This is a genomic window from Gordonia sp. VNK1 (assembly GCF_040049135.1).
Lineage (GTDB): Bacteria > Actinomycetota > Actinomycetes > Mycobacteriales > Mycobacteriaceae > Gordonia > Gordonia oleivorans.
Window position 1 is genome coordinate 26,028 of the sequence record NZ_JBDZDJ010000011.1, and the last position, 24,325, is coordinate 50,352.

Consider the following 24,325-nt stretch of genomic DNA (forward strand, 5'->3'; position numbering starts at 1 on the left):
CGAGGGTCGGTACCGCGTCGTCGACGGTGCCGTGTGGAGCGGTTCACCAGTCGTCGAGGGAGGCGTAGCCGTCCTGGATCGCGCGGGCGAACAACGCCGACTTGGTGGTGGCGGCCCGCCCGACACTTTCGTACTTCGTCCGGATGCGTGCGACGTGGGTGCTGACCGTCGAGACACTGATGAACAGTTCCGCGGCGGCCTCCTGTTTCGACTCGGCGCGCAGCCAGGCGGTCAGCACCTCGATCTCCCGGCGGGACAGCTGCGGGCGGACCGGTGCGGCCCGATCGACCGCGTAGAGGTGGCGGATGTGGACGTCACGTCCGGGTCGGTCGGTGGATCGGGGGGTGTCGTTCTGGATGGTGATCTCGAGCTCCTTGTGATGCGACGTGCCTGACCCGACCCAAGCGGCAACGACGTGAGGTGTGGTAGTTCCTGTTGTAGGTGATCCTCACCTTGGTCACCGACAACCGGCGCCGCGTAACCGCCGTTCGCGGTAAGTCGATACATTTGTCGATACGTTGACCTGCGCGAATACGACGAGCGCCGACGATGAGAGGACGTTTCGCACGCGATGGGCCCGGACGCCGTTTCGACCCGCGACGAGCTGGGCCGGGCGTTGACGGGGCTGCGTGAGCAGTCCGGACTCAGCGTCCGCGACGTCGCCGCCGAGGCCGACGCCCTGCTGGGAACGGTCGCCGGCTGGTTCGCCGGGCAACATGCACCGACGCGCGCCAGCCGGGACATGTTCGAGCGGGTGCTGGCGGCCTGCGGGGTCACCGATCCCGACGATGTGGCGCGGTGGTGGGCCGCCGCCGAACGATCGTCGCGACGGCAGCGGCGTAAGGCGTCGACGGTCGCGCCGTATCGGGGATTCGCGTCGTTCACCGCCGAGGACGGTGCGTGGTACTTCGGCCGTGGTGCACTCGTCGACAGGTTGGTGGCCATGGTGCGTGCTCGACTGCCCGACACCGCGCCTGCCGGGTCGGGCCAGTGGTTGTCGGTGGTCGTCGTCGTCGGTGCCTCCGGTGTCGGCAAGTCGTCTCTGGTGCGCGCCGGGCTGCTGCCGTGGGTCGGGGCCGACGGGGAGCTGACCCAGTGGCATGCGGCGCTGATGGTCCCGGGCAACGATCCCGTCGCCGCGCTCGACGAGGCTCTCGCCGAGTTGCCGCCGGCCACCGACGGCGGGCCGGTCCTGCTGGTCGTCGATCAGCTCGAGGAACTCTGGACACAGAGCAGCATCGAGGTCCGTCGCCACTTCGTCGAGCGACTGGATTCATCCTTCCGCGACCGCCGCTCGGTGATGGTCGGCGTGCTGCGTGCCGACTTCTACGGTCGCGCGGCGGCCAGTCCGTCGCTCGCCCCGGTTCTCGCCGACTCGCAGATCCTGGTACCTCCGATGACCCTCGACGAGCTCCGCGAGGCGATCGTGGCGCCGGCCGAGATCGCCGGTCTGGCCATCGACGACGACCTCGTGACGATGCTCCTCGACGACGTCGCACCGACCGGTGATGCCGGTGCGGGTGTGCTGCCCCTGATGTCGCACGCCTTGCGTTCGACGTGGGAGAAATCCGACAAGCGCAGGCTCACCGTCGGCGACTACCTGTCGACCGGGCGGATCTCCGGCGCGGTGGAGCAGACCGCGGAGTCGGTGTACGACTCCCTGAGCGAGACCGATCGGATTCATGCGCGGCACGTCCTGCTGGAGATGATCAACGTCGACGAGGACACGGTGACGCGGCGGACCGTCACGCTCTGCGGGCTCGGTGCCGATGGGGATGACCCGGATCCGGCGACCGCGCGGGTCCTCGACACCTTCGCCGCGGCCCGGCTGGTGACCGTCTCTTCGACGCACGCGCAGGTCGCCCACGAGGCGTTGTTGACGGCGTGGCCTCGCCTGCTGGGCTGGATCGACGCCGACCGTGAACGGCTGCTGTTGCGGCGTCGGCTGCGGTCGCTGGTGGAGCCGTGGGAGGCCCACGGTCGTCCCGATGATCTGCTTCCGGTGCGTGCACGCCTGGAACTCTTCCGTCCGCTGGCCGACGACGCGGTGTCACTGGACAGGTCGAGCCGGGACTTCCTGGAGGCCGGTGCCGCCCGCCTCGCGGCCCAGGAGCGTCGGGAGTTCCGGCGCACCCGGCAGTTGCGCCGATTCGCGGTGGCCGCCGGTGTCTTCGGTGTCGTCGCCGTCCTGGCCGCCGTCGCGGCGGCCGCCGCGGGCCTGCACATTCGTGATCAGCGGGAGCAGGCGCAACTGGCCACCAACCAGGCGTTGAGCCGTCAACTCGCGGTGCAATCAACCGTCCTCGCCGAGCGGGATCCGTCCCTGTCCGCGCAGCTGGCCATGGTGGCGTACCAGACCTCCCCGACGCTGGAGGCGCGATCGCGGCTCATCGATGCGTCCGCTCATCCGGTGCCGGCGCGGTTCCTCGGTGAGGCCGGGTCGGTGTTGCTGGCGCGGTCGGGGACACTGCTGGCCGCCGCCGGCGGTGGTGGCCAGGTTCGGATCTTCAGCGTGTCCGACGCGGGGATCGAGCACCAGCTCGCCGACTTCCGGGCACCCGGCGGAGGCGGGCGGCTCGGCGGTGTGGCATTCCTGCCGGGCACCTCGACGCTGCTCCTCGGCGGGCGGGGCACGCTGACCGCGTGGGACGTGTCCGATCCGCAACATCCGTTGCGGGGCATCGACTTTCCTGGGGTCCGCGGCGACGTCAACGCGCTCACCGTCAGCCCCGACGGCCGGTTCGTGGTGGCCTCGGTCCGCGATGTCGGAGTGCAGGCATGGGTGCGTGCGGCCGACCGCTGGCAACCGGTGACGTTGCCGGACAAAGTCTCCGGGGTTGCCAGGTGCGGCGGCATTCCGCCCCGACGGGCGGGTGCTCGCGACCAGCAGCGCCAACAAACGGATCGACCTGTGGCGCATCGACGGGGATTCCCTCCTGCCGACCGGCGAGATTGCGTTGGACGCGTGGCGGGACAACGAACTCGCGCAGGGGATCACCTTCACCCCGGACGGATCGAGACTGCTTGCCGCGCTGCGAAGTCGGGTCATCGAGGTCATCGACGTCACCGATCTCGCCGCACCGAGAGATGTCGCATCGCTCGGCGGGTTCGATAGCTATGTCACCGCGGTGGCCGTCAACGCCGCGGGCACCCGGGTTGCCGGTGCGGGTGCCGACAACACCGTTCGCGTCTTCGACCTGACCAATCCGACGCTGCCGCCCCAGATCTTGAACGGATCGTCGAACCCGGTGTCGGTGAGTTATGCCGGTGACCACATCATCTCCTCCAGTGATGATGGGCGCGTGCAGGATTGGCCACCGACCTCGAATGCCACGCTCGTCGGCACCAACAGCGTGTATCAGATCCCGGTGAACGGGAATGCCACCCGGTTGCTCGCCGCCGACACCGGGATCGACGGCCGGATCACCCAGTGGCGCGTCGGTGCGGGCGGCCTGGAACGGGCCGGACCCGACCTCGTTCCGCCCGCGGGAGTGGTCTACTCGGGGGCCGTGACGATGTCGCCCTCGGGTCAGATCGCGACGATGGGAACCGTCACCGGGACGGTGCAGTTCGCCGACATGTCGGATCCGGCGCATGCACGGATCGTCGGTTCCGTCGACGCGCAGCAGACCCTCAACGAGACCGTCGACTACAGCGAGGTCTCCGGAGTGGCCGTCACCGGCGGCACCGACAGCACCTTCCTGACCGTCATCGACGCGTCGAACCGGTCGGCTCCCACCGTCGCCGCGCGGATCGACATCGGCGGTGGCGTGTGGTGGACGTCGCTGAGCCCGGACGGACGCACCCTGGCGGTGGCCACGTCCACCGGGGCGGTGAAGACCTACGACGTCACCAATCCCCGAGCGCCCCACGCCCATCCCGATCCGATCACCTTCGACGGGGCCGCGCTGGCGGTGCGGTTCAGTCCCGATGGCAGGAGGCTGGTCGCCACCTCGGAGGAACGTGACGTCGTCGTCGCCGACATCTCCGACCCGAACTCACCGCACACGGTGGCCCGGCTGTCGGGGCCGGCCGGGCAGCTCTACAGCGCCGGATTCTCCTCCGACGGCAACCGCGTGATCGCCGGTGGCGGGAACTCGGAGATCTGGGTGTGGAATCTCGACGACGGGGGTACAACCGAGGTGGTTCTGCGGTCCTTTCCCGGTCGGGTGTACGACGTCCGGTTCGTCTCCGGGAACCGGATCCTGGCAGCCGGGGAGGGCGGCGTGATCGAGTCGTGGACACTGGGTCCCGATCAGCTCATCGGCGCGCAATGTGCCCGCGAGGGTGCCCAGATCACCCCGGACGAGTGGGAGATCAACGTCCCGGGGATGGCGTACCGGGCCCCGTGTGACTGAAGGGGTGTGCGCGGTGGTTCGCACTCGCTGGTAGCTTGGGCGCGATGCGACTGCTGCACCGTGCCACGCAATCCGGTGACCTGGCGTTGGCTGTGGCCGCGGCCGGGGGCACGGCCGATCGCCGTCCGCCGGTCCTGCTGGTCCACGGGATGGGCGGTGATCACGGCACCTGGCGGTCATTCGCGGCGGCGTTGCGGCGAGCGGGACGGTCGGTCGTGGCGGTGGATCTGCGCGGGCACGGTCGCAGTGGGCGGGCCGACCAGTACGGTCTCGACACCTTCGCCGACGATCTCGGATTCATCCTCGACGAACTCGATGTGCCGCGCGTCGACGTGGTGGCCCATTCACTGGGTGCGCAGACGGCGCTGCGGCTGGCGATGGCGCAGCCGGATCGCGTCGGGTCGATGGTCCTCGAGGAATTGCCGCCGATGCCGCGCGATCAGGCCGATCTCGACGAGAAGATCGTCGTCGGCGCGGGCCTCGGGGAACGGCTGCGTGGCATCGGTTCGTTGTTGCTCAATCCGATGCCGGTGGTGCGGTTCGACCGCGCCGTCGGCGAGCAGGTCGGTGCCGAATTCGCGGTGGCACAACCCCGATGGTGGGATCGGCTGCCGGGGGTCTCGGCTCGCACGTTGATCATCTCTGGCGGAACCCGTAGTTTCCTTCCGCCGCAGCATCTTCGGACGGTCGCCGACACCCTGCCGAATGCGCGGTTCGAGGTGATCGATGCCGGGCACAGTGTGCATCGCGACCGTAAGGCCGACTTCGCCCGGGTGGCAGGGGGATTCCTCGACGCAGGGGCGACGCACCGATGAGTTCGGGCGAGCGCTGGGATGCTGCGTCCCGGAGCGTGGGGGAGTTCGCCGAGTGCGTGGCCGAGATCGGCCTGGGAGACCACGCCGCCGCGCCGAGTGCCCTGGCGCGTCCCGTCGGTCAGACTGATTCCTGCGCAAGGAGTCCCGGGCGTCGCGTCGCGGCTGGGCGGGCTGCCCGGCCTGCCCGACGGCCGAATGGACCCCGCCCTGGGAAACGTTCCGGCGGCCGGGCATCCCGATCCCCTACGGCCCAGCCGTGTGAATACCGCCGGCCGGCGAGGTCTACGCAGCCGGCTTGTTGTGTAGTGGCCGCGGATCCACACCCACCTGCTGCCACGCCTCATACGCCCACGGCACGTACAGCGACTTCAGTGGCAGCCGGTTGACCACCGGATTGGCCGCCCGCATGAGTGCGGCGAATCGCTGGAAGCGCTTCTCTCGCTTGTCATCCCATTCGAGATCGCACACCTCGCGCATCTGCTGGGGCAGTGTGCCGACGATGACGGTGCGGATAAAGGCGTTCAGCGGCGCCGAGATCACCTTCCACACCGGTTTCGGGATGCGCTTGGGTGCCGGGAGTCCCTGGCGGATGTAGCCGGTCGCGTAGACGATGGTCTTGTGCGGAACGAACCGCTCGAGCATGTCGTCCCAGTACGCACAGAATTCGGCGTAGGTCTGTGGTTGACTGCGGGCGCTGACACCATACAACTCGTACCAGACCTTGCTCTCCTCGAAGATCTGTTCCTTCTCGGCCTGCGAGAGTCGTCGGATGAAGGTGTCGGTGATGTAGAGGACCTGGTCGACGAAGGTGGCGTGCGCCCAGTAGAACAGCTCCGGATTCAGTGCGTGATACCGCGATCCGTCGCTGATGGTGCCCTTGATGTCGCGGTGGAAGTCGCGGACCGTGCGGCCCCACTTGGCAGGTTCGAGGCTGTAGACGGTGCGCATCACCGGCGGGCCGGTCCGCCGCGCGCGACCAAGGAAATCGTTGAAGATCACCGAATGGTCCAACACGGCCTGCCCGAGCTGTTCGATGCAGTTCTCGGTGCCGGCGAGGCGTTGGAAGCCCAGGATGCCGCGGCTGTCGCCGTAGAACTTCCAGATGAGTGAGTCCGCGCCGAGACGCGGGGTGGGCAGCGCGTCGTCCAGGTCTGTCTCGTCGATGACGGGCTCCGCCTCGCGGATCGCCTCGTCGAAGCCCTGGTTGACTGTCATGACAGGACGATAACCCATGAAGAGACGGTTTTCCAGATCTGTTTCAAAGTCGTTCTTGTCGTCCACGTCCCGAGAGGAGAGTCCGGTGAGTCCCATGTCGTCGCCGACGTCGCTGCCGCCGGTGGCCGAACTGCTCGAATCGGCGATGGTGGTGCGTCTGCCGATGCGCACCCGGTTCCGGGGCATCACCGCACGCGAGGTGCTGATCTTCTGCGGGCCGGCCGGCTGGGGTGAGTTCGCACCGTTCGTCGAATACGACGACGTCGAGTCGGCCGCGTGGCTGGCCGCCGGGATCGAGGCCGCCTACCTCGGCCCGCCCGAACAGGTCCGGGATCGCGTGCCGGTGAACGCGACGGTGCCGGCCGTCGCCGCCGACGAGGTGGCCGCCATCCTGGCCCGATATCCCGGAGCCACCACCGCGAAGGTGAAGGTGGCCGAACCCGGGCAATCGCTGGACGACGACGTCGCCCGGGTGGCCGCGACGCGGGCGGTGGTCCCACGAGTCCGCGTCGACGCCAACGGGAAGTGGTCGGTGGATGAGGCGATCCGCGCCCTGCGCGCGATCGGCGACCTGGAATACGCCGAGCAACCCTGCGCGACGGTGGAGGAACTGGCCGCAGTACGCCGCGCCGTCGACGTACCCATCGCCGCCGACGAGTCGATCCGCAGGGCCTCCGACCCGATGCGGGTGCGTGCCGCCGACGCCGCCGACGTCGCCGTCATGAAGGTGGCGCCGCTGGGCGGGATGCGATCGGTGCTGCGCCTCGCGCAGCAGATCGGATTACCCGTCGTCATCTCCAGCGCTCTGGATTCCGCGGTCGGGATGACGGCCGGGGTCGCGGCGGCGGCGGCCCTGCGGCGGCTCGATCTGGCCTGCGGGCTCGGCACGGGATCCCTGTTCACCCATGACGTCGCGCCGCCGTTCACGCCCGTTGCCGGCGCGTTGACGCCGACGTGGTTCGGCCCCGACGACCTCGTTCGCGGCGACCTCGAGAACCCCGATGCCGCGACACTCGCCGACGACGAACGCCGCGCGTGGTGGTGTGCGCGTCTGAGGCGGTGTCATGCCGTTCTGAGCGCGGCGCGGTCCCGGCCCGATGATTCCGTTTCCTAGGAACACATGAGATGATCTGTTCCAATTGGCTGTGTGTCGACCCACATCGGCATCGTCGACGAAAGGGAAAACCGTGAGCGCGATCGTTGCACCGGCGCCCGCCGGAAGTGGGCTCACCGCCGTTCCGCGCGTGCAGCGCAACGGCATCCTGGAGATCATGGCGATGCGCCGCGATCCGTTCGCCTACGGTGCGGCCCGACGTGCCGAACTCGGACCGGTGTCCGGCCTGAACGCCTTCGGTATCCAGACGGTGACCGCCGCCGGAGCCGATGCCGCCGGTGAGGTCCTGATGAACTCCGACCGCGCCTTCGCCAACGGCCCGGCATGGAGTTACTTCATCGGCCCGTTCTTCAATCGCGGTGTGATGCTGCTCGACTTCGAGGAACATCGCCACCATCGGCACATCATGCAGGAGGCGTTCACGCCTGCCGCGCTCAAGGGCTACATGCAGGAGATGTCCCCGCTGATCGCCGACGCGATGGGCCGGTTTCCGACCGGCCGGGTGTTGATGCTCGACGAATTCAAGTCTCTGACACTCGATGTCGCGCTCGAGGTGTTCCTCGGCGTCGAACTGTCCCGGGATCGCGCCGATCGCCTGAACAAGGCCTTCATCGACACCGTGCGCGCCGGGGTCGCCTATGTGCGCGCACCGGTTCCGGGTGGCCGATGGTGGAAAGGGTTGCGCAGCAGGAAGGTTCTCGAGGAGTTCTTCTTCGAGCAGATCCCGGCCAAGCGGGCGCGGGCCACCCCGGACCTCTTCTCGGTGCTCTGTCACGCCGAAAGCGATGAGGGACACCGGTTCACCGACGAGGACGTCGTCAATCACATGATCTTCGTGTTGATGGCCGCCCACGACACCTCGACGATCACGATGTCGCAGATGGCCTACCGGATGGCGGCCGCGCCGACATGGCAGCAGGCCGCGCGAGCGCAATCGCAGGAACTCGGCGGCCACCTCGGCTACGACGACCTCGCCCGACTCGACGTGCTGGACCGGGTGATGAAGGAGTCGCTGCGGCTGTGCCCGCCGGTTCCGGCACAGCCCCGGATGGCGGTCAAGGACACCTCGGTGCAGGGCTTCTTCGTCCCCAAGGGCACCATCGTCTCCATTCCGCAACTGACCAATCACCGTGACCCGGAACTGTATTCCGATCCCGACACCTTCGACCCGGATCGGTTCGGTCCGGACCGGGCCGAGGACAAGTCCCATCGGATGGCCTGGATCCCGTTCGGAGCGGGTGTCCACAAGTGCATCGGTCTGTACTTTGGGCAGATGGAGATCAAGACGATCATGCATCACCTGCTGCGGGGGTATGAGTGGTCGGTGCCCGACGGCTATGAGATGCCGATGGATTACAGCGCGTTACCCGTGCCCAAGGACAAACTGCCGGTGACGATGCGACGACTCTCGGCGGCGGGACGATGACGATGGATGCCGACGTCGCAGCGGAGTCCGTGCGCCGGCGCAAGGTCCGCAACACCGACAGTCCCGCCGATCAGAATGCGGCCATCCTCGCCGCCGCTGCCGCCGAGTTCACCGAGGTGGGAGTGCGGCGGGCCAACGTCGACGAGGTCGCGCGCCGGGCCGGTGTCTCCCGCTCCACCCTCTACCGGCGGTTCCCCAACAAGGAAGCCCTGCTGATCGGCGTGGCCGAGGAACTGTACGAGAACGGGATGGTGCAGCTGGACTCCGCGGTGCGCGGACTGGGACCGAAGGAGGCGGTCGTCGAGGCCTTCGCGGCGGGTGCGGCGATGATCTCCGACGACCCGCTGATGCGGCGGCTGGTGTTGACCGACCACGACATGGCCCCGATCACCGGAACGGTGACGGCGCTGTTCATCGACATCGCGACCGGCCGGGTCGCGTCGACGCTCCGCTCGGCGGGGGCGCAGATGCCCGACGAGGATCTCCTCGAGGCGGTGGAAATCCATGTGCGCCTGGTCATTTCGTTCCTCGAGACACCTGCGACCGATGAGTCCCGCCGCGAACCGGACCGGGTGCGGGCCTTCGCCGAGAAGTTCCTGGCACCGATGATCTGGTGATCCGGCCCCGTGCCGATCACGTTCGACCACGACACACTGACCGCACCGAGGGGGACTCCGCATGACCAGCCGCACCCGACCATTCGGCAAGACCGATCCGCAGGCGACCCGGGATCGATTGTCCGACAAGGTCATCGCGATCACCGGCGGTGCCCGGGGGATCGGCTTCGAAACCGCCACACAGCTTCTCGCCGCCGGTGCACGGGTGGCCATCGGTGACATCGACGGCGAGGTGCTCGGCAAGGCCGCCGCCGACCTCGGCGTCGAGGGCATCGAGGTGGACGTGACCGACCGGGCGAGTTTCACCGCCTTCCTCGACGAGGTGGAACAGCGACTCGGACCCGTCGACGTCCTGGTGAACAACGCCGGCATCATGCCGGTCGGCTCCTTCCTGGGCTTCGACGAGGCTCTCATCCGGCGGACCTTCGACATCGACCTGGTCGGGGTGATCCTCGGCAGCCAGATCGCGGCGGCACGGATGGTGACCCGACGCTCCGGGCAGATCGTCAACATCGCCTCCGTCGCGGGTCGCCTGCCGATGCCCGGGCTGGCCGTCTACAACGCCGCGAAATCCGGCGTCATCGAATTCTCCGAGGCCCTCGACGCCGAACTCTCCGGTGACGGCGTCCGGGTGAGCACGGTGATGCCGACGTTCACCCGCACCGGACTCATCTCCGGCCTGCAGACCAACCGCTACATCCAAACCGTCGAGCCGGGCGTGGTGGCCGCGGCGGTCGTCGGGGTGATCGCCGAACCGAGAACCCGCGTCGCCGCGCCGCGTTCGATGCGCTGGGTCGACGCCAATCCCGTGTTCCCCCAGGCACTCAAGCGCCTGACCCGGCGACGCACCGGACTCGACCGCGTCTTCATCGACATCGACACCGCCGGCCGCGCCGACTACGACGCACGCATGCGTCGGTAGAGCCGGGCCACTATCGGGGCAGCACCACCACCGGCACCGACGAGTGGCGGATCAGCTTGGCCGACCGCGACCCGATGAACACCTGCGCCAGAACGCCTTCGCGGGTGGAGCCGACCACCAGTACTTCGCCGTCGAGCCAGGGGATCGAGTCGACGGCCTCACGCCACCCGCGTCCCGCCGCCACCACGCAGTCGATGCCGGCGGGGATCGTGCCGTCGTCGATCAGGGTCTGGTGATCGGTGGCCGCCTGCTCCTTCCACTGATCCAACACCGTGCCCTCGGTGGACAGGCCCACCAACGGTGGATACATCGCGCCGCCGCGGACCGCGAAGGTGACCACCCGCAACGGAACCCGGGTGGATTCCCAGGCCTCCCGGGCGCGGGTGAGCACCGCCCGCGCCTCGGGACCGGACCCGGCCACGGCCACCGTGATCCGGGTGAGTTGCCCGTCCTTGGGGGAGCGGTACCCGCGGGGCGCGATGGCCACCGGAATCGGGGATTTGTGCAGCAGCGCGTCGCCGGTGGAACCGATGACGATCTGGCCGAGCTGACCCTCGCTGGTGGAGCTGATCACCAACACGTCCGCCGACGACTCCTGTGCCCGGTCGATCAGCGCCGCCGACGCCGTCCGGTGATCGAGTCGGGTGAACGTCCACCGCAGGTCCGGCGGATAGATCTCCATGTACTCGGCGACCTCGTTGCGCGCCGCGGTGACGATCTGATCGGTCCACGCCGCGAACTCGGCGTCTACCTTCGCCATCGACGGTGTGGTCCACGGTCTGGGCACGACGGTCGCCACCTCGAGGTCGGTGCCGGCGGCCTCGGCGAGCATCGCGCCGAGTTGCACACCGCCGGTACCGCCTTCGCCCTGGGCGTAGCCGACGAGGATGGTCACCGGTTCACCTCACCGGTGGTGAGGTCGGGGAACTGGTTGAGGCGACTGTGCTGACGGCCCCACAGGAAGTAGAACAACAGGGCCGCGAGAATCCACAGACCGAAGAACAGGAACGTGACGGGTGCCAGGCCGCTGAGAATCCACACGCATGCGGCCACCGAGAGGACCGGGGTCACCGGATAGCCGGGCACCTTGAACGGCCGCGGCAGGTCCGGCATGGTGCGGCGCAGGATGATCACGCCGATGGAGACCACGATGAACGCGGCGAGGGTACCCACCGACACCAGATCCCAGAGCTTGTCGATCGGCACGAATCCGCCGAGCAATGCGATGATCACGCACACGATGATCGTGTTGTTCACCGGCACCATCGTCTTGCTGCTGACCTTCTCGAACGTCTTGGGCAGCAAACCGTCTCGGCCCATGGCGAACAGAATGCGGGTCTGGCCGTAGATGACGACCAGCGTGACGGAGAAGATCGAGATGACCGCACCGACGGCGATCAGGGTGCCCACCCATGTCCCTCCGGTCACCTTGTTGGCCAGCGCGGACAGGCTTGCCTCGTCGTCGGGATTGAACTCCGTCCACACCTGCGCACCCAGGGCCGCGACGGCCGTGAGCAGGTAGATCGAGATGACGGTGATCAGTGCTCCGACGATGGCGCGGGGCATCGCCTTCTGCGGATTCTTCACCTCGTCACCGGCCGTGGACACCGCGTCGAGGCCGATGAAGGTGAAGAAGATGACCGCCGAGGCCGAGGTCACTCCCGCGATGCCCTCCGGCATGAACGGCGAGAAGTGGCTGGAGGTGAAGGCCGTCAGGCAGACGGCCGCGAACAGCAGCAGCACACCGAGCTTGATCAGGACCATGATCGTGTTGACCACCGCCGATTCACTGGCACCCCGGATCAGCAGCAGACCGCACAGGATGACGAGAATGATCGAGGGCAGGTTGATCCACCCCGGATCGTCGACACCCCAGGGGGCCGCGGACAGATTGTGTGGGATCGTCCAGCCGAAGAGGTTGTTGAGCAACTCGTTGAGGTACTGTCCCCAGCCGATGGAGGTGGCCGCCGCGGACACGCCGTACTCGAGCATCAGGCAGGCGCCGATTCCCACCGCGACCACCTCACCGAGGGTGGCGTAGGCGTAGGAATAACTCGACCCGGACACCGGTACCGCAGAGGCCATCTCGGCGTAGCAGACCGCTGCCAGACCGGCGGCCACACCGGCGATGATGAAGGACAGCAGCACCGCGGGACCGGCCTTGCTGATCGCCTCGGGGACGACGATGAAGATACCGGTACCGACGGTGGCGCCGACCCCGAACATCGTCAACTGAAAGGTGCCGATGGACCGTTCGAGATGCGGCTCCCCCTTTTCCGCCGAGGACTCGGCCGTGTGCACCGGCTTGCGTCGAAACGCCGTTGTCAACAGCGATGGGGATGTGGTCATCGATGTGCCTCCTCGGGTCGGGGAATCGACCGTGGTCGCGGCGCAACCAATTACGGTGGGTGCTGTGCCGTAGGGAAGATTGTGCGCGCACTCCGCCCGCTGTGCAGCGCGTTTGTCGATTCGCCGGGACCGCATGGCTATGGTGGTTGAGCGCCGGACGAGGAGGACGGGCCATGGCAACGACGCATATTCGGCGTGACCGCGAGGCACGCCGGGAACTGCGCCGTGCGCTCGACGATCTCGCCGATGCCCAGCGGGACGCCGGTGTGCGTGACCCGGCGCCGCGGTGGTGGTGGATCGGCACGGGACTCGTCGTGATCACCGCGCTGATCGCCGCAACACTCGGTGTGGTGGCCTGGATTCGGGCCGCCGACGCCTACACCGACGACGATTTCGAGGCCGCGGCATCGCGAGTGGTGGGTCTGCTGCTCAGCCCCGATGCCACTGCACCACAACGGGTTCGTGAGATTCTCGAAGACGCCACCGGTGGCTTCTACGACGAGTTCGCGCAATCGGCGGATGCCTACACCGCCTTCGTACGGCGCAGCGGCACCGTCGCCGCCGCCACGATCGACGGCACCGGGGTGGCCACCCGGACCGCGTCCTCGGCGACGGTGCTGGTGGCGGCGACGGTGGGATACCGCAGCGACGGGCAGACCGACGCCGATCGCCGTTTCCGGCTGCGGGTCGGCGTCGCCGAGGACGCCGGACGGATCAAAGTGGCGGCGGTGCAATACCTTCCATGACGTGGATTTCGGCAGTCCGATCACGCGGCGACGGTGTCGTCTCGCCGGCCGTCGCCCTGGTGTCGGGCGGGGTGGCACTGGCGATCCTGCTGCTGTTGACCGCGTCGGTGATCTGGGGGGTACGCGCCCACACCGAGGACGCGGCCGTCGCCGACAACCGCACCACCCTGCGTGCCCAGGCCGGCGACATCGTCGCCGCGGTGTTCTCCGTCGACGCCGCACACTGGCAATCCGATCGGGCCCGGGCCCGATCGATGATCGCCGGGGACTTCGCGAATTCCTATGCTGCGCAACTACAACGGCCACCGGCGTCGGGTGTTGCCGCCGTGCGCTGGCGGGCCGAGGCCGTCGCACTGGTCGACGTCGGTACCGAGCGCGGAGCAACCCTGATCCGTGCGAGCGTGACCACACGCCCCGATCAGGGTGTCGAGATCACCGAACACAGCAGTGTCCGTGCCGATTTCGCATCGCGTGACGGGCGTTGGCTGCTCACGTCGGTGGAGGTGGTGCAGTGACCCCGAAGGATACGACGCAGTCCGTGCGGGTCTCCCGGGCCGCCGACCGGGTCGTCGCGGCCACCCGCACCGCGCGCCTCGCACGCATCGCGGCGGCCGACGACCTGCGCGCCCGCGCGCGCCGGCGATCGCGGATGTTCCGATACGGCATGATTCTCGCCGTGCTTGTCGCGGTGGCGCTGGCGATCACGACCATCGTGTATGCGACCCTCGATCATCGTGCCGATGGCCGCGCGGCCACCGATGACGCGGTGCTGACCGCGGCCGGCTCGGCGACGACCACCATGCTCAGCGCCGATCCGGCGCACGCGGAGACCTACGTGAATGCGGTGCTCGCGCTGAGTTCGGGCCCGCAGCGCGACCGGGTCGAGCGGTCGGCGAGAGCCCTCGCGGCGGCGGTGGCCGCGCAGCCGGTGGCGAGCACGGGCCGGGTGATCTCGTCGGGCCTGGTCACCGATCCCGACTCGGACGACACCGGGACACGGGCCGAGGTCCTGCTGGTGGCGCAGGCCTCCGATCCGCAACTCGTCGGCGGTGACCCCGACGCCGATCGGGTCACTCTGCGGTTGAGCATGATTCGCGGTGCGGATGGTTGGCTGGTGGATTCGGCGGTGGTGGCGTGATCGGCCGGCGGGGACGGATACGACCCCTGGTGCGCACCACACGACTGTCCCGGCGAGGCAGGCGGATCATGACGGGCTGCGTGGTCACCGTCGTGATCGCGCTCGTCGTCGCCGCGGTGAGCGCGGTCGTCGCCGTGAGCACCGCGCCGCGACCCGACGACGCCCAGCGCGACGACATCCGGCGGGCCGCAGCGGCGGCACTCACCGCGCTGATGACCGTCACCGACGGGGTGGCGTCCGATGTCCCGGCGGTGCGTCGGCAGCTCGCCGATCCGCTTCTCGGGCGCTACGACGCCGTCGGTGTCGACGTCGTTCTGCCCGGTGCCCTCGCCGCGTCGGTGACGATGTCGGTGACCGTCGTCGGTGTCGCGGTCAGCAGCTATGAGCGTGACCGGGCCCGAGTGCTCGCCTTCGTCGATCAGGTCGTGACCGTGCCCGATTCGTCGTCGGGGACGCCCACACCCGGCTCGACGACACCGTACGGCGGGCATACACCTTCCGAATATTGGATGGTCATGTCTAAGGTGGACGGAACCTGGCGGATGGCCGACCTGCACTCCGTCGGTGACATCACCCGTTGATCCTGTGTGAACCCGAACAGATGAAGGATGTGGCCGCATTGAGAGGACATCGACGACGATGAGTGCACAGACCAATGGCGTGGTCGTGGTGGGTGCGGGTTTGGGTGCGATCCGGTTGGCGGAGAACCTGCGTAACGACGGCTACGAGGGCCCCATCACCCTCATCGGTGCCGAACCGTATGCGCCCTATGATCGTCCGCCGCTGTCGAAGTCGGTGCTGCTGGGCAAGGACGACCGCGTCGACCTCAAACCCGACGAGTTCTACGAATCCGCGAACATCACGTTACGGCTCGGCGCGCCGGTGACCGCGGTCGACCCGGGGGCCAAGACGGTCACCGTGGACGGTGAAACCGTCGGATACGACACGCTGGTGCTGGCCACGGGGCTGATTCCCCGGGCGTTCCCGGGTGCGGAGAACCTGGCGGGTGTCCACACGTTGCGAACCGTCGACGATGCCCACGCCCTGCGCGGTGAGATCGATGCCGCGACCACGGCGGTGGTGATCGGTGCCGGATTCATCGGATGTGAGGTGGCGGCGAGTCTGACCGATCGGGGTGTCGCCGTCGCGCTCGTCGAGCCTGCACCGACACCGCTCGCGGCGTCGCTGGGCACCGAGATCGGTGATCTGGTGACCCGAATGCACGCGGCCAACGGCGTCGACGTGCACCTCGGAGTGGGCGTCGCGGAGATCCTCGCCGACGACGGCCGGGTGCGCGGGGTTCGCCTGGCCGATGGCACCGAACTGCCCGCCGACATCGTTGTCGTGGGTATCGGGTCGATTCCGGTCACCGACTTCCTCGAGGGTTCGGGTATCGCGCTCGCCGGACGTTCGGACGGCGGCGGAATCGCCTGTGACGAGAACGGGCGGACCAGTGCACCCGATGTCTGGGCGATCGGTGACGTCGCCAATTGGCTTGATGCGCACGGGAAGCCGACACGAGTCGAGCATTGGAACAACACGGTGGAACAGGCGTCGGTGGCGGCCCGTGACATCACCGGAACACCCGGTGAACCGATCACCAGCGCGGTGCCGTACTTCTGGAGCGACCAGTTCGCGGTGAAGTTCCAGGTTCTCGGGCATCCACGTGCCGACGACACCGTGCACATCGTCAGCGACGACGGCACCAAATTCCTCGCCTACTACAGCCGCGACGGCATCCTGACCGCCGTGGTGGGGGCCGGCAAGGCCGGACCGGTGATGAAGTCGCGGCCCAGGCTGCAGACGCCGACACCTGTTGCCGACCTCCTCTGAACCGGGCGAGCTGACCGCGTCGGCCGCCGTCGACGCGGTGACCCGGATTGCCGATCCGCAACGTGCGCAACAGATGTCGAAGTACCTGCAGGCCGGGCCCGGCGGTTACGCCGAGGGCGACGAGTTCCTCGGAGTGTCGGTACCGGACCTGCGTGCGATCGCCCGGCGCTTCCGGGGGATCGCACGCGGCGAGGTTGCCGAACTCCTCACCTCGACGACCCACGAGATCCGGCACCTGGCCCTGATCATGATGGGTGACGCCTGCGCCCGTGCCGATGCGGCCGAGCACCGGGCGTGGGTCACCGACTATCTCGAGGCGCTGCACGCCGGCCGGATCGACAACTGGGATCTGGTCGACGTCGCGGCCGGACCGGTGCTCGGCCACTGGTGCCTGCGCATCGGTGACATCTCCCTGCTGACGGATACCGCGGCAGCGCAACCGCTCTGGGTGCGCCGCGCCGGCATCGTCGGCGGTCAGGCCTTCCTGCGACACGGGGATGCAGTGGCGACCCTGGCGGTCGCGCCGCTGGTGGTCGGCGATCGGCGTGATCTGATCCAGAAGGCCTTCGGCTGGATGCTGCGGGAGATGGGAAAACGCGTCGACCCGCACCTGCTCAGCGAGTACCTGGACACGCACGCAGCCCAAATGGGCCGCACCGCACTGGGTTACGCGATCGAGCATCTCGATCGACCGACTCGTGTCCACTACCGCGGGCTTCGGTAGGGCGCTGTGCCCACTGGTCGAGTCGGGTCCCGATCGCCGGTTGAGCTGGGTTCCGACCGACGGGACGTGGGGTGCGGCCGGTGGAACGGGTGGCGCGGCAGACGGGACGGTCGGCGCGGCCGTCGTTCACACACCTTCGCCCTCACGGCCTTTCCACTGTGCCAGCATGCGTTCCCGCAGATCGTCGTAGATGGGCGGCGAGTTCAGCAGTTGCGACACGATCATCGCGGCGGCGCCACCGGCGAGCAGGGCCACCGCGATATTGGTGGTGGAGGTCATCTCCATCACCAGCACGGCGCCGGTGAACGGGGCGCGCACCACCGCGGTGAACAGCGTCGACATTCCGACGATCATCAGAGGAATCATCAGGTCGTGTCCGTAACCGGGGGCGAACAGGTCGATGATGCGGGCGGCGAGCAGGCCGCTGAGTCCGCCGAGGGCGATCATCGGGGCGAAGATGCCGCCGGGGGTGCCCGCCGAATAGGAGACGGGGCCGGCGAAGAACCGCACCGCGAGGTAGAGGACGATCACGCCGATCGCGAGTCGGTGACCACCGAACAGCGCCTGGGTCAGATCGTCACCACCGCCGCCGAGGTCGGGGTTGATCATGAGCATCGCACCGACGACGCCACCGACCACCGCGGCCTTGGCCGGTCCGGGAACCCGGTCGATGGCCTGAAATGTGGTGAGGCAGGCGCGAATCAGCCAGTTGTAGGCAACTCCGAGGACTCCGACGATCGCGCCGAAGACGACGAACACCGGGATCGACGCCAACGCCGGCGTGCTGATCGCCGGAACCGTGAAATCGGGGTGATTGCCGACGACGACGCGGCTGCACGCCGTGCCGACCGCCACCGATGCCATCGTCCACAGGACGTAGCGCAGTTTGACGGTCTTGGCGATCTCCTCGATGCAGAACAGGGCGCCACTGATGGGGGCGTTGAAGGCCACCGCGAGGCCGGTACCGGACAACACCGTCTGCAACACCCGGATCTCGTCGCGGGTGCACCGTGTGACTCGTCCCATGATCGTGCCGATCGCGGCACCCATGTGCACCGTCGGGCCCTCCCGGCCGAGCACCAGGCCACCGCAGCCGATGGCGATCAGGCCGCCGACGAACCGTGCGGGCACCACCCGCGGCGACGGCGGTTCCGCCTCGCCCCGCTCTACGGCCTCCACATGCTGGATACCGCTGCCAGCGGCCCGCGGTTCCCACCGGGTGATCGCGGTGGCGACGGCGGCCGCCGCCGCCGAGATCGCCACCGGCACCAGCAGGGCCGCGAAACCGTGATGATGAGCCCAGTCGCCGATGTCGAGGCGCATCTCGTCGGCGCGCACCAGCAACCAGCGGAAGGCTCCGCCGACGAATCCGGTGATGGCGCCGGCCACCGACGCCACGATCGTCAACCAGACGAGCACCCGCGCGCCGGCATGGGCGTCGTCATCGGCCGGCGTGAGGTCGGGATCGTCGGCGGAACTCATCGTCGAGAATCGGCAGGGGTCAGATCGTTACGGTTCCAGAACACCCTCCGACCCTAACGCCGTCGGGGTCAGGAGTTCCGATAGACCTTCAGCGCCGCCACGATCATCGGGAACTGCAGCGGCAGACGCGCGATGGCGATCGCCTTGTAGATCGCCGGCTTGTCCCACCACAGCCGCACCATGTTGATGTTCGCCGGGTAGACCGCGACGAACAGTGCCGCAGCGCCCGCCGCGGCCGGTTTGCGGGTCGCCGGCGCCAGCAATGCCGCGCCGAGTGCGACCTCGGCGACGCCGGAGGCGTAGGTCAGCATGCGTGGATCGGCGGGGATCTCCTCGGGGATGATCTCGTCGAAAGGCTTGGGCGCCAGAAAATGCAGCGTGCCGATGGTCAACAGCATCCCGGCAAGTGCGCGGGCGAGCTGCGTGGGGGAGAGGCGAGAAAGCATGTGTCAGAACTCGATTCGCAGTCGGTCGGAGGTGGGATGGGCCTGACAGCCGAGGATGTAACCGTCCTCGATGTCCTCGGGATCGAGGGCCCCGTCGTTGTCCATCTCGACCGTACCCTCGATGAGAGTGCAGGCGCACGAACCGCATTCACCCTCCTGGCAGGAATAGGGGGCGTCGATCCCGGCCTCGAGCATGATGTCGATGAGAGTGCGTTTGCGTGGCCAGGACAGTTCGTGGGTGTCGCCGTCGAGTTCCACCTCCACCGTCGCGGCGTCGGCCTGCTCCTCGTCGCTGACCTCGTCGAGGACGACGTCTGCGAACGGATCGCCCGACAGCGAGTTGTAGACCTCCGCGTGGACGTCGTGATGGGCGAATCCGGCGGTGTGCAGGCCCGCGTGCACCGCATCCATGAACGGGCCGGGCCCGCACATGTACGCGCTGTGACCGTGGAACGCGCCGAACACGGTGGCCAGGGTCTGCGCCGAGGGCAGGCCCTGCAGTGACTCGAGCCAATGGATGATCAGCAGGCGGTCGGGGTGAGTGGTCTGCAGTGCGCGCAGTTCGTCGGCGAAGATGACGTCGTCGGCGCTGCGATTGGCATAGAAGAACACCACCGGCTCCGAGCCGCGCTGCAGTGCGGTCTTGAGGATCGACATCACCGGGGTCACGCCGCTGCCCGCGGCGATCAGCAGCAGGGGTTCGTCGAAGGAACGGGGGGTGAACACCCCCGAGGGTGGGAGCACCTCGACCTGGGAACCGGCGGAGAGGTTGTCGCACACCCAGTTCGAGCCGTATCCGTCGGCGGTGCGCTTGACGGTCACCTTGGGCGGCTCACCGCCGACCGGGGAGGAGGCCAGTGAGTAGCATCGCGCCACGGACCCGGTCCGGTCGCTGGGGATGCGCAGGGTCAGGAACTGGCCCGCCTTGTACTCGGTGAACGCTTCCTTGGCGGTGTCGGGGATCTCGAAGACGATCGATCGGGAATCGTGCGTCTCGTCGATGACCTCGGCCACGGTGAGGATCACGCTGCGGGAGCCGTGGGGCGTCAGTTCGGTCATATCCGAGCCTCTCCTGGCGTCGTCAGGGGTGTTCCATCTGGAAAAATAGAACACGTTCTAATTTGAGCCTAGCCTAGATGCCGGGCCGTCGACACCGGCACCGGCGATAGGGTTTCAGGGTAGTGGGGGTGACGGCGTTCGCATCAGTGCAGCGCCGCGACGCCGTTCGCAAGGACCTCGCAGCCTGCGCGGATCAGCGATTCCAGGTCGGAATCCGGATCGTTGAGCCACTGCTCGTACGCGGCCAGAGCGGTGCCCAGGCACATCCAGCCGATCGTCTGCGGTAGGTGGTCGTCCTCGTCGAGTCCGAGTCGATGCGCACAGAACTCGGCGATGACGTGCCGCCAATCGGCGTACATGAGCATCGAATGTGCCTGCAGGCTGGGCACTCCGAGGAGTAACTGCATGCGCCGACGGTGACCGTCGGCGCCCTGTGGGGGCACCGTGTTGAAGGCGACGAGGGCGCGTGTCACCGCGTCGGCGATGGGCAGATCGTCGGGGATGTCGGCGAGGAGATGACGCAACTCGTCGAGGTGGGCGTCGAAGTCACCCCAGGCGATCGCGTTCTTCGACGGGAAGTAGCGGAAGAGGGTGCGACGGGCGATGCCGGCGGCGTCGGCGATGTCCTCGACGCTGGTCTCCTCGAATCCGATGGTGGTGAACAGATCGATGGCGGTGGCGCTGATCTGCGCGCGACTCGTCGACGGTCGTCGACCCGGTGCCGTCGCGTCGGTCGTCATCGGGGCGAATTCGTGCTGGTCATGGGCGCCCTTTCGTTCCGGGTTGCACCTGTCCACCTGGCTAGCTTTTCGCCAGGGGGTGCAATTCTGCACTCGGTGCCATTATAGTGATCGGTGATCCACATCACTACCCGATCAACTAGGAGGTTTGGATCATGGCCGATCAGGCAGCCAAGGCAGCTCAGGACTTGTCGGTTCCCGCCGACGTCGACACCGAGCTCGTGGGTGAGTCCCTCGTCGAAGAGGTGTCGATCGACGGGATGTGCGGGGTCTACTGATGTCCACCCCGACATCGGCTCCGGTTGCCGGCGATCGCTCCGATGCGATCGCCGGTGACCGGCGCGACTCCCCGGCCCCCACTTCCACCACCATCCGCAAGGCACTGTCCTTCGACGTCGGCGCCGCCTGGGAGCTCAATCCCAAGGTGGCGCTGCGCCCGGAACCGTTCGGTGCGCTCCTCTACCACTTCGGAACGCGCAAGCTGTCGTTCCTGAAAAACCTCACGGTCGTCGGGATCGTGCAGTCGCTGTCCGCGCACGAGTCCGCCGAAGCGGCATTCGTCGCCGCCGGTATCGGTACCGCCGAACGCCCGCTGTATCTGCAGGCGCTGTCGGCCCTCGCCGACTCCGGGATGATCGTCCGGCGCTGATCTCCCCTCCTCGTCCGTCCACATATCGCTCCTGAAAAGCCCAAGGAGACCCGCATGACCACACTCGAGATGCCGCCCACCGCAACCGGACTCGCCAGCGTCGCCCCGGTGGCGCAGACGGCGCCGCCCAAAGTCGGGCGCCTCGTCGACCAGTTCGAGAAGGGTCTCGACGCCCCGATCTGCCTGACCTGGGAGCTCACCTACGCGTGCAACCTCGCGTGTGTGCACTGCCTGTCGTCGTCGGGTAAACGTGACCCGCGGGAACTGTCGACCGAGCAGTGCAAGGCCATTATCGATGAGCTGCAGCGGATGCAGGTCTTCTACGTCAACATCGGTGGCGGCGAGCCGACCGTGCGGCCGGACTTCTGGGAACTGGTCGACTATGCGACCAGTCATCAGGTGGGAGTCAAGTTCTCCACCAACGGTTTACGGATCAACAAAGAGGTCGCGGCACGCCTGGCGGCCTCGGATTACGTCGACGTACAGATCTCGCTGGATGGTGCCACCGCCGAGGTGAACGACGCGGTGCGCGGACCGGGCTCCTTCGACATGGCCGTCCGCGCGCTGGAGAACCTGTCCGAGGCAGGCTTCCGCGACGCGAAGATATCGGTGGTGATGACGCGTCAGAACGTCGCCCAGCTCGACGAGTTCAAAGCGCTCGCCGACCGCTACAACGCCACCCTGCGGATCACCCGGCTGCGTCCGTCGGGGCGCGGCGCCGACGTGTGGGACGATCTGCATCCGCTGCCCGAGCAGCAGCTCGAACTCTACAATTGGCTTGTCGCACACGGGGACAACGTGCTCACCGGCGACTCCTTCTTCCATCTGTCGGCCTTCGGTGGGTCCGGAGGCGGTGGACTGCCGGGACTGAACCTGTGCGGTGCCGGTCGCGTGGTGTGCCTGATCGATCCGGTCGGCGACGTCTACGCCTGCCCGTTCGCCATCCACGAGAACTTCCTGGCCGGCAACATCACCACCGGCGGTGGATTCCAGCAGATCTGGCAGCAATCGGATCTGTTCCTCGAACTGCGTGAACCGCAGAACGCCGGAGCATGCACCAAATGCGCACACTTCGACGCCTGCCGTGGCGGCTGCATGGCCGCGAAGTTCTTCACCGGTCTGCCCCTGGCCGGCCCCGATCCGGAGTGCGTGCAGGGCTACGGCGAGCAATTGCTCGCCGGTGAACGCACCAAACCGACTGCAAACAAGGATCATTCGCGAGGGACACCTCTCACCTTGATGACCCGGCGGCCGGACGGGGAGATGACCCCGATCGGTGGCCCGCCCTCGAAGAGCTGTGATGAGAACCCCTTGGCGGGCTTCTCGCTGTAGTACCCACGCGGTGGATCACCGACGCTCGGCGTGTATGCCGGGCGGTTCGGTGGTGCCCGCACATGAGATGAAATAGGTAGGAACAAGAACAATGGTCACCAATCCCTGGGCCCGTAATCCCTGGTTCGAAACCGTCACCGAGGCGCAGCGCCGCGCGAAGAAGCGGCTGCCCAAGTCGGTGTACTCGTCACTGGTCGCCGGCACCCAGGCCGGGGTGACCGTCAACGACAACACCGACGCCTTCAAGGAACTCGGGTTCGCACCGCACGTCGTCGGTGTCCAGCCCGACCGTGAGATGACGACAACCGTGATGGGGCAAGAGCTCTCGTTTCCGGTGATGATCTCGCCGACCGGCGTGCAGGCCGTCGACCCCGACGGTGAGGTGGCCGTCGCCCGCGCCGCGGCCGCTCGCGGAACCGCGATGGGACTGTCGAGTTTCGCCAGCCATCCCATCGAGGAGGTGACGGCGGTCAACGACAAGATCTTCTTCCAGATCTACTGGCTCGGTAGCCGCGACGACATCCTCGCCCGCGTGGAGCGCGCCAAGGCGGCCGGTGCCAAGGGACTCATCGTCACCACCGACTGGGTGTTCAACATCGGTCGTGACTGGGGCAGCCCGGAGATCCCGGAGAAGGTCGACTTCAAGGCGCTGCTGCGGCTCGCCCCGGAGATCGCGACGAAGCCGCGGTATGCGCTGGACTGGATTCGCGACGGCAAGATCATCATTCCCGATCTGACCGCACCCAACCTGCCGCCGACCGTCGGCACCGCCGGACCGACCTTCTTCGGTGCGTACTACGAATGGATGAACACCGCACCGCCCACCTGGGAGGACCTGAAGTGGTTGCGGGAGCAGTGGGATGGCCCGTTCATGGTCAAGGGCATCACGCGCCTCGACGACGCCAAGCGTGCGGTCGACATCGGCGCCTCGGCGCTGTCGGTGTCCAATCACGGCGGCAACAACCTGGATGGCACACCGGCCACCATCCGGGTGCTCGGCCCGATCGCCGACGCCGTCGGCCATGACATCGAAGTGCTGCTCGACGGTGGTATCCGCCGCGGTAGCGACGTCGCCAAGGCGCTCGCCCTCGGCGCTCGTGCGGTGATGATCGGACGCGCCTACCTGTGGGGTCTGGCCGCGAACGGACAGCCGGGCGTCGAGAACGTGCTCGACCTGCTGCGCATGGGACTCGACGGAGTCCTGATGGGCTTGGGACGCAAGAGTGTTCACGAGCTGTCGCGCGATGATCTGATCATCCCGGAGGGCTTCGAACGGTCCTACGGCGAGGCCTGAGATCCGTTCGGAGAGCCCTGGCTCTCAGTGAGATGCCCACAACCGTCCCCGACAGGGATTCTGTTC

The 24,325-nt window shown here is 67.7% G+C and carries 25 protein-coding genes; 17 read left to right on the forward strand and 8 right to left on the reverse strand.

Annotated features, from left to right (window positions below):
- Positions 1-43 precede the first annotated feature (43 nt).
- Positions 44-307: a response regulator transcription factor gene (locus ABLE94_RS14920; protein ID WP_348809183.1), complete on the reverse strand. Its 264-nt coding sequence runs from the start codon at positions 305-307 to the stop codon at positions 44-46.
- A gap of 264 nt (positions 308-571) precedes the next feature.
- Here ABLE94_RS14920 and ABLE94_RS14925 point away from each other — a divergent pair, with 264 nt between their 5' ends.
- Genes ABLE94_RS14925 through ABLE94_RS14935 form a run of 3 tightly spaced genes read left to right on the forward strand, consistent with a single transcriptional unit; the run spans position 572 to position 5,173 of the window.
- On the forward strand, positions 572-3,115 hold the full coding sequence (locus ABLE94_RS14925; RefSeq protein ID WP_348809131.1) for an nSTAND1 domain-containing NTPase: 2,544 nt from the start codon (positions 572-574) through the stop codon (positions 3,113-3,115).
- A 13-nt stretch (positions 3,116-3,128) separates the two neighbouring features.
- Positions 3,129-4,358: a WD40 repeat domain-containing protein gene (locus ABLE94_RS14930; RefSeq protein WP_348809132.1), complete on the forward strand. Its 1,230-nt coding sequence runs from the start codon at positions 3,129-3,131 to the stop codon at positions 4,356-4,358.
- Between the two features lie 44 nt (positions 4,359-4,402).
- Positions 4,403-5,173 (forward strand): alpha/beta fold hydrolase, encoded by a 771-nt coding sequence (locus ABLE94_RS14935; protein WP_348805611.1) that lies wholly within the window; start codon positions 4,403-4,405, stop codon positions 5,171-5,173.
- Between the two features lie 282 nt (positions 5,174-5,455).
- On the opposite strand, the gene ABLE94_RS14940 is transcribed toward ABLE94_RS14935, so the two are convergent.
- On the reverse strand, positions 5,456-6,388 hold the full coding sequence (locus ABLE94_RS14940; RefSeq protein ID WP_348805609.1) for an oxygenase MpaB family protein: 933 nt from the start codon (positions 6,386-6,388) through the stop codon (positions 5,456-5,458).
- A 94-nt stretch (positions 6,389-6,482) separates the two neighbouring features.
- Here ABLE94_RS14940 and ABLE94_RS14945 point away from each other — a divergent pair, with 94 nt between their 5' ends.
- The 4 genes from ABLE94_RS14945 (at position 6,483) to ABLE94_RS14960 (ending at position 10,467) form a co-directional block, all read left to right on the forward strand.
- Complete coding sequence (locus tag ABLE94_RS14945; protein WP_348805648.1) at positions 6,483-7,502, forward strand: o-succinylbenzoate synthase; 1,020 nt, start codon at positions 6,483-6,485, stop codon at positions 7,500-7,502.
- Between the two features lie 73 nt (positions 7,503-7,575).
- Positions 7,576-8,928 carry a cytochrome P450 gene (locus ABLE94_RS14950; RefSeq protein WP_348809133.1) on the forward strand — a complete coding sequence of 451 codons (1,353 nt, stop codon included), beginning with the start codon at positions 7,576-7,578 and terminating at the stop codon, positions 8,926-8,928.
- Between the two features lie 2 nt (positions 8,929-8,930).
- A complete protein-coding gene (locus ABLE94_RS14955; protein ID WP_348809134.1) occupies positions 8,931-9,545 on the forward strand; it encodes a TetR/AcrR family transcriptional regulator in 615 nt (204 codons plus the stop codon).
- A gap of 61 nt (positions 9,546-9,606) precedes the next feature.
- On the forward strand, positions 9,607-10,467 hold the full coding sequence (locus ABLE94_RS14960; protein WP_348809135.1) for an SDR family oxidoreductase: 861 nt from the start codon (positions 9,607-9,609) through the stop codon (positions 10,465-10,467).
- Positions 10,468-10,477: 10 nt separating this feature from the next.
- Here the strand turns inward: ABLE94_RS14960 and ABLE94_RS14965 are convergent, their stop codons facing one another.
- Positions 10,478-11,362 carry a universal stress protein gene (locus ABLE94_RS14965; protein WP_348809136.1) on the reverse strand — a complete coding sequence of 295 codons (885 nt, stop codon included), beginning with the start codon at positions 11,360-11,362 and terminating at the stop codon, positions 10,478-10,480.
- Positions 11,359-12,816 carry an amino acid permease gene (locus ABLE94_RS14970; protein ID WP_348809137.1) on the reverse strand — a complete coding sequence of 486 codons (1,458 nt, stop codon included), beginning with the start codon at positions 12,814-12,816 and terminating at the stop codon, positions 11,359-11,361. Before ABLE94_RS14970 ends, ABLE94_RS14965 begins: the two co-directional genes overlap by 4 nt.
- 173 nt (positions 12,817-12,989) lie before the next feature.
- Here ABLE94_RS14970 and ABLE94_RS14975 point away from each other — a divergent pair, with 173 nt between their 5' ends.
- From ABLE94_RS14975 to ABLE94_RS15000, 6 genes are all read left to right on the forward strand, one after another.
- The gene (locus ABLE94_RS14975; RefSeq protein ID WP_348809138.1) at positions 12,990-13,562 is read left to right on the forward strand and encodes an Rv1363c family protein; all 573 of its coding nucleotides are present in this window, start codon (positions 12,990-12,992) and stop codon (positions 13,560-13,562) included.
- Complete coding sequence (locus ABLE94_RS14980) at positions 13,559-14,077, forward strand: hypothetical protein (RefSeq protein ID WP_348809139.1); 519 nt, start codon at positions 13,559-13,561, stop codon at positions 14,075-14,077. The genes ABLE94_RS14975 and ABLE94_RS14980 overlap by 4 nt, the downstream gene beginning before the upstream one ends.
- Positions 14,074-14,700 (forward strand): hypothetical protein, encoded by a 627-nt coding sequence (locus ABLE94_RS14985; RefSeq protein WP_348805598.1) that lies wholly within the window; start codon positions 14,074-14,076, stop codon positions 14,698-14,700. Before ABLE94_RS14980 ends, ABLE94_RS14985 begins: the two co-directional genes overlap by 4 nt.
- Positions 14,701-14,768: 68 nt before the next feature.
- Entirely contained in the window at positions 14,769-15,281 is a 513-nt protein-coding gene (locus ABLE94_RS14990) for a hypothetical protein (RefSeq protein WP_348805596.1), read from the forward strand.
- A gap of 58 nt (positions 15,282-15,339) precedes the next feature.
- Complete coding sequence (locus tag ABLE94_RS14995) at positions 15,340-16,533, forward strand: NAD(P)/FAD-dependent oxidoreductase (RefSeq protein ID WP_348809140.1); 1,194 nt, start codon at positions 15,340-15,342, stop codon at positions 16,531-16,533.
- Positions 16,517-17,257, forward strand: coding sequence for a DNA alkylation repair protein (locus tag ABLE94_RS15000; protein ID WP_425476208.1), 741 nt, complete (start codon positions 16,517-16,519; stop codon positions 17,255-17,257). Before ABLE94_RS14995 ends, ABLE94_RS15000 begins: the two co-directional genes overlap by 17 nt.
- Positions 17,258-17,383: 126 nt before the next feature.
- Here the strand turns inward: ABLE94_RS15000 and ABLE94_RS15005 are convergent, their stop codons facing one another.
- From ABLE94_RS15005 to mftR, 4 genes are all read right to left on the reverse strand, one after another.
- Positions 17,384-18,739 carry a ClC family H(+)/Cl(-) exchange transporter gene (locus tag ABLE94_RS15005; protein ID WP_348809141.1) on the reverse strand — a complete coding sequence of 452 codons (1,356 nt, stop codon included), beginning with the start codon at positions 18,737-18,739 and terminating at the stop codon, positions 17,384-17,386.
- Between the two features lie 68 nt (positions 18,740-18,807).
- The gene (locus ABLE94_RS15010; protein ID WP_348809142.1) at positions 18,808-19,185 is read right to left on the reverse strand and encodes a DoxX family protein; all 378 of its coding nucleotides are present in this window, start codon (positions 19,183-19,185) and stop codon (positions 18,808-18,810) included.
- Between the two features lie 3 nt (positions 19,186-19,188).
- A complete protein-coding gene (locus ABLE94_RS15015; protein WP_348809143.1) occupies positions 19,189-20,244 on the reverse strand; it encodes a 2Fe-2S iron-sulfur cluster-binding protein in 1,056 nt (351 codons plus the stop codon).
- Between the two features lie 143 nt (positions 20,245-20,387).
- Positions 20,388-20,984: a mycofactocin system transcriptional regulator MftR gene (gene mftR, locus ABLE94_RS15020; RefSeq protein ID WP_348809144.1), complete on the reverse strand. Its 597-nt coding sequence runs from the start codon at positions 20,982-20,984 to the stop codon at positions 20,388-20,390.
- A 155-nt stretch (positions 20,985-21,139) separates the two neighbouring features.
- Between mftR and mftA the strand changes: the two genes are divergently transcribed.
- From mftA to mftD, 4 genes are all read left to right on the forward strand, one after another.
- Positions 21,140-21,262, forward strand: a complete 123-nt coding sequence (gene mftA / locus ABLE94_RS15025; protein ID WP_348805587.1) for a mycofactocin precursor MftA — start codon at positions 21,140-21,142, stop codon at positions 21,260-21,262.
- Positions 21,262-21,633: a mycofactocin biosynthesis chaperone MftB gene (gene mftB, locus ABLE94_RS15030; protein ID WP_348805586.1), complete on the forward strand. Its 372-nt coding sequence runs from the start codon at positions 21,262-21,264 to the stop codon at positions 21,631-21,633. The genes mftA and mftB overlap by 1 nt, the downstream gene beginning before the upstream one ends.
- 54 nt (positions 21,634-21,687) lie before the next feature.
- A complete protein-coding gene (gene mftC, locus ABLE94_RS15035) occupies positions 21,688-22,965 on the forward strand; it encodes a mycofactocin radical SAM maturase (protein WP_348805585.1) in 1,278 nt (425 codons plus the stop codon).
- A 91-nt stretch (positions 22,966-23,056) separates the two neighbouring features.
- On the forward strand, positions 23,057-24,259 hold the full coding sequence (gene mftD, locus ABLE94_RS15040; protein ID WP_348805584.1) for a pre-mycofactocin synthase MftD: 1,203 nt from the start codon (positions 23,057-23,059) through the stop codon (positions 24,257-24,259).
- Positions 24,260-24,325: the final 66 nt, after the last annotated feature.

Excerpts from the sequence above, each read along its gene's own strand:
- ABLE94_RS14925 (WP_348809131.1), top strand. The coding sequence starts at position 572 with ATGGGCCCGGACGCCGTTTCGACCCGCGACGAGCTGGGCCGGGCGTTG.
- ABLE94_RS14935 (WP_348805611.1), top strand. The coding sequence starts at position 4,403 with ATGCGACTGCTGCACCGTGCCACGCAATCCGGTGACCTGGCGTTGGCT.
- ABLE94_RS14940 (WP_348805609.1), bottom strand. The coding sequence starts at position 6,388 with ATGACAGTCAACCAGGGCTTCGACGAGGCGATCCGCGAGGCGGAGCCC.
- ABLE94_RS14945 (WP_348805648.1), top strand. The coding sequence starts at position 6,483 with ATGTCGTCGCCGACGTCGCTGCCGCCGGTGGCCGAACTGCTCGAATCG.
- ABLE94_RS14955 (WP_348809134.1), top strand. The coding sequence starts at position 8,931 with ATGGATGCCGACGTCGCAGCGGAGTCCGTGCGCCGGCGCAAGGTCCGC.
- ABLE94_RS14960 (WP_348809135.1), top strand. The coding sequence starts at position 9,607 with ATGACCAGCCGCACCCGACCATTCGGCAAGACCGATCCGCAGGCGACC.
- ABLE94_RS14970 (WP_348809137.1), bottom strand. The coding sequence starts at position 12,816 with ATGACCACATCCCCATCGCTGTTGACAACGGCGTTTCGACGCAAGCCG.
- ABLE94_RS14975 (WP_348809138.1), top strand. The coding sequence starts at position 12,990 with ATGGCAACGACGCATATTCGGCGTGACCGCGAGGCACGCCGGGAACTG.
- ABLE94_RS14980 (WP_348809139.1), top strand. The coding sequence starts at position 13,559 with ATGACGTGGATTTCGGCAGTCCGATCACGCGGCGACGGTGTCGTCTCG.
- ABLE94_RS14990 (WP_348805596.1), top strand. The coding sequence starts at position 14,769 with ATGACGGGCTGCGTGGTCACCGTCGTGATCGCGCTCGTCGTCGCCGCG.
- ABLE94_RS14995 (WP_348809140.1), top strand. The coding sequence starts at position 15,340 with ATGAGTGCACAGACCAATGGCGTGGTCGTGGTGGGTGCGGGTTTGGGT.
- ABLE94_RS15005 (WP_348809141.1), bottom strand. The coding sequence starts at position 18,739 with ATGAGTTCCGCCGACGATCCCGACCTCACGCCGGCCGATGACGACGCC.
- ABLE94_RS15010 (WP_348809142.1), bottom strand. The coding sequence starts at position 19,185 with ATGCTTTCTCGCCTCTCCCCCACGCAGCTCGCCCGCGCACTTGCCGGG.
- ABLE94_RS15015 (WP_348809143.1), bottom strand. The coding sequence starts at position 20,244 with ATGACCGAACTGACGCCCCACGGCTCCCGCAGCGTGATCCTCACCGTG.
- mftR (WP_348809144.1), bottom strand. The coding sequence starts at position 20,984 with ATGACGACCGACGCGACGGCACCGGGTCGACGACCGTCGACGAGTCGC.
- mftA (WP_348805587.1), top strand. The coding sequence starts at position 21,140 with ATGGCCGATCAGGCAGCCAAGGCAGCTCAGGACTTGTCGGTTCCCGCC.
- mftB (WP_348805586.1), top strand. The coding sequence starts at position 21,262 with ATGTCCACCCCGACATCGGCTCCGGTTGCCGGCGATCGCTCCGATGCG.
- mftC (WP_348805585.1), top strand. The coding sequence starts at position 21,688 with ATGACCACACTCGAGATGCCGCCCACCGCAACCGGACTCGCCAGCGTC.
- mftD (WP_348805584.1), top strand. The coding sequence starts at position 23,057 with ATGGTCACCAATCCCTGGGCCCGTAATCCCTGGTTCGAAACCGTCACC.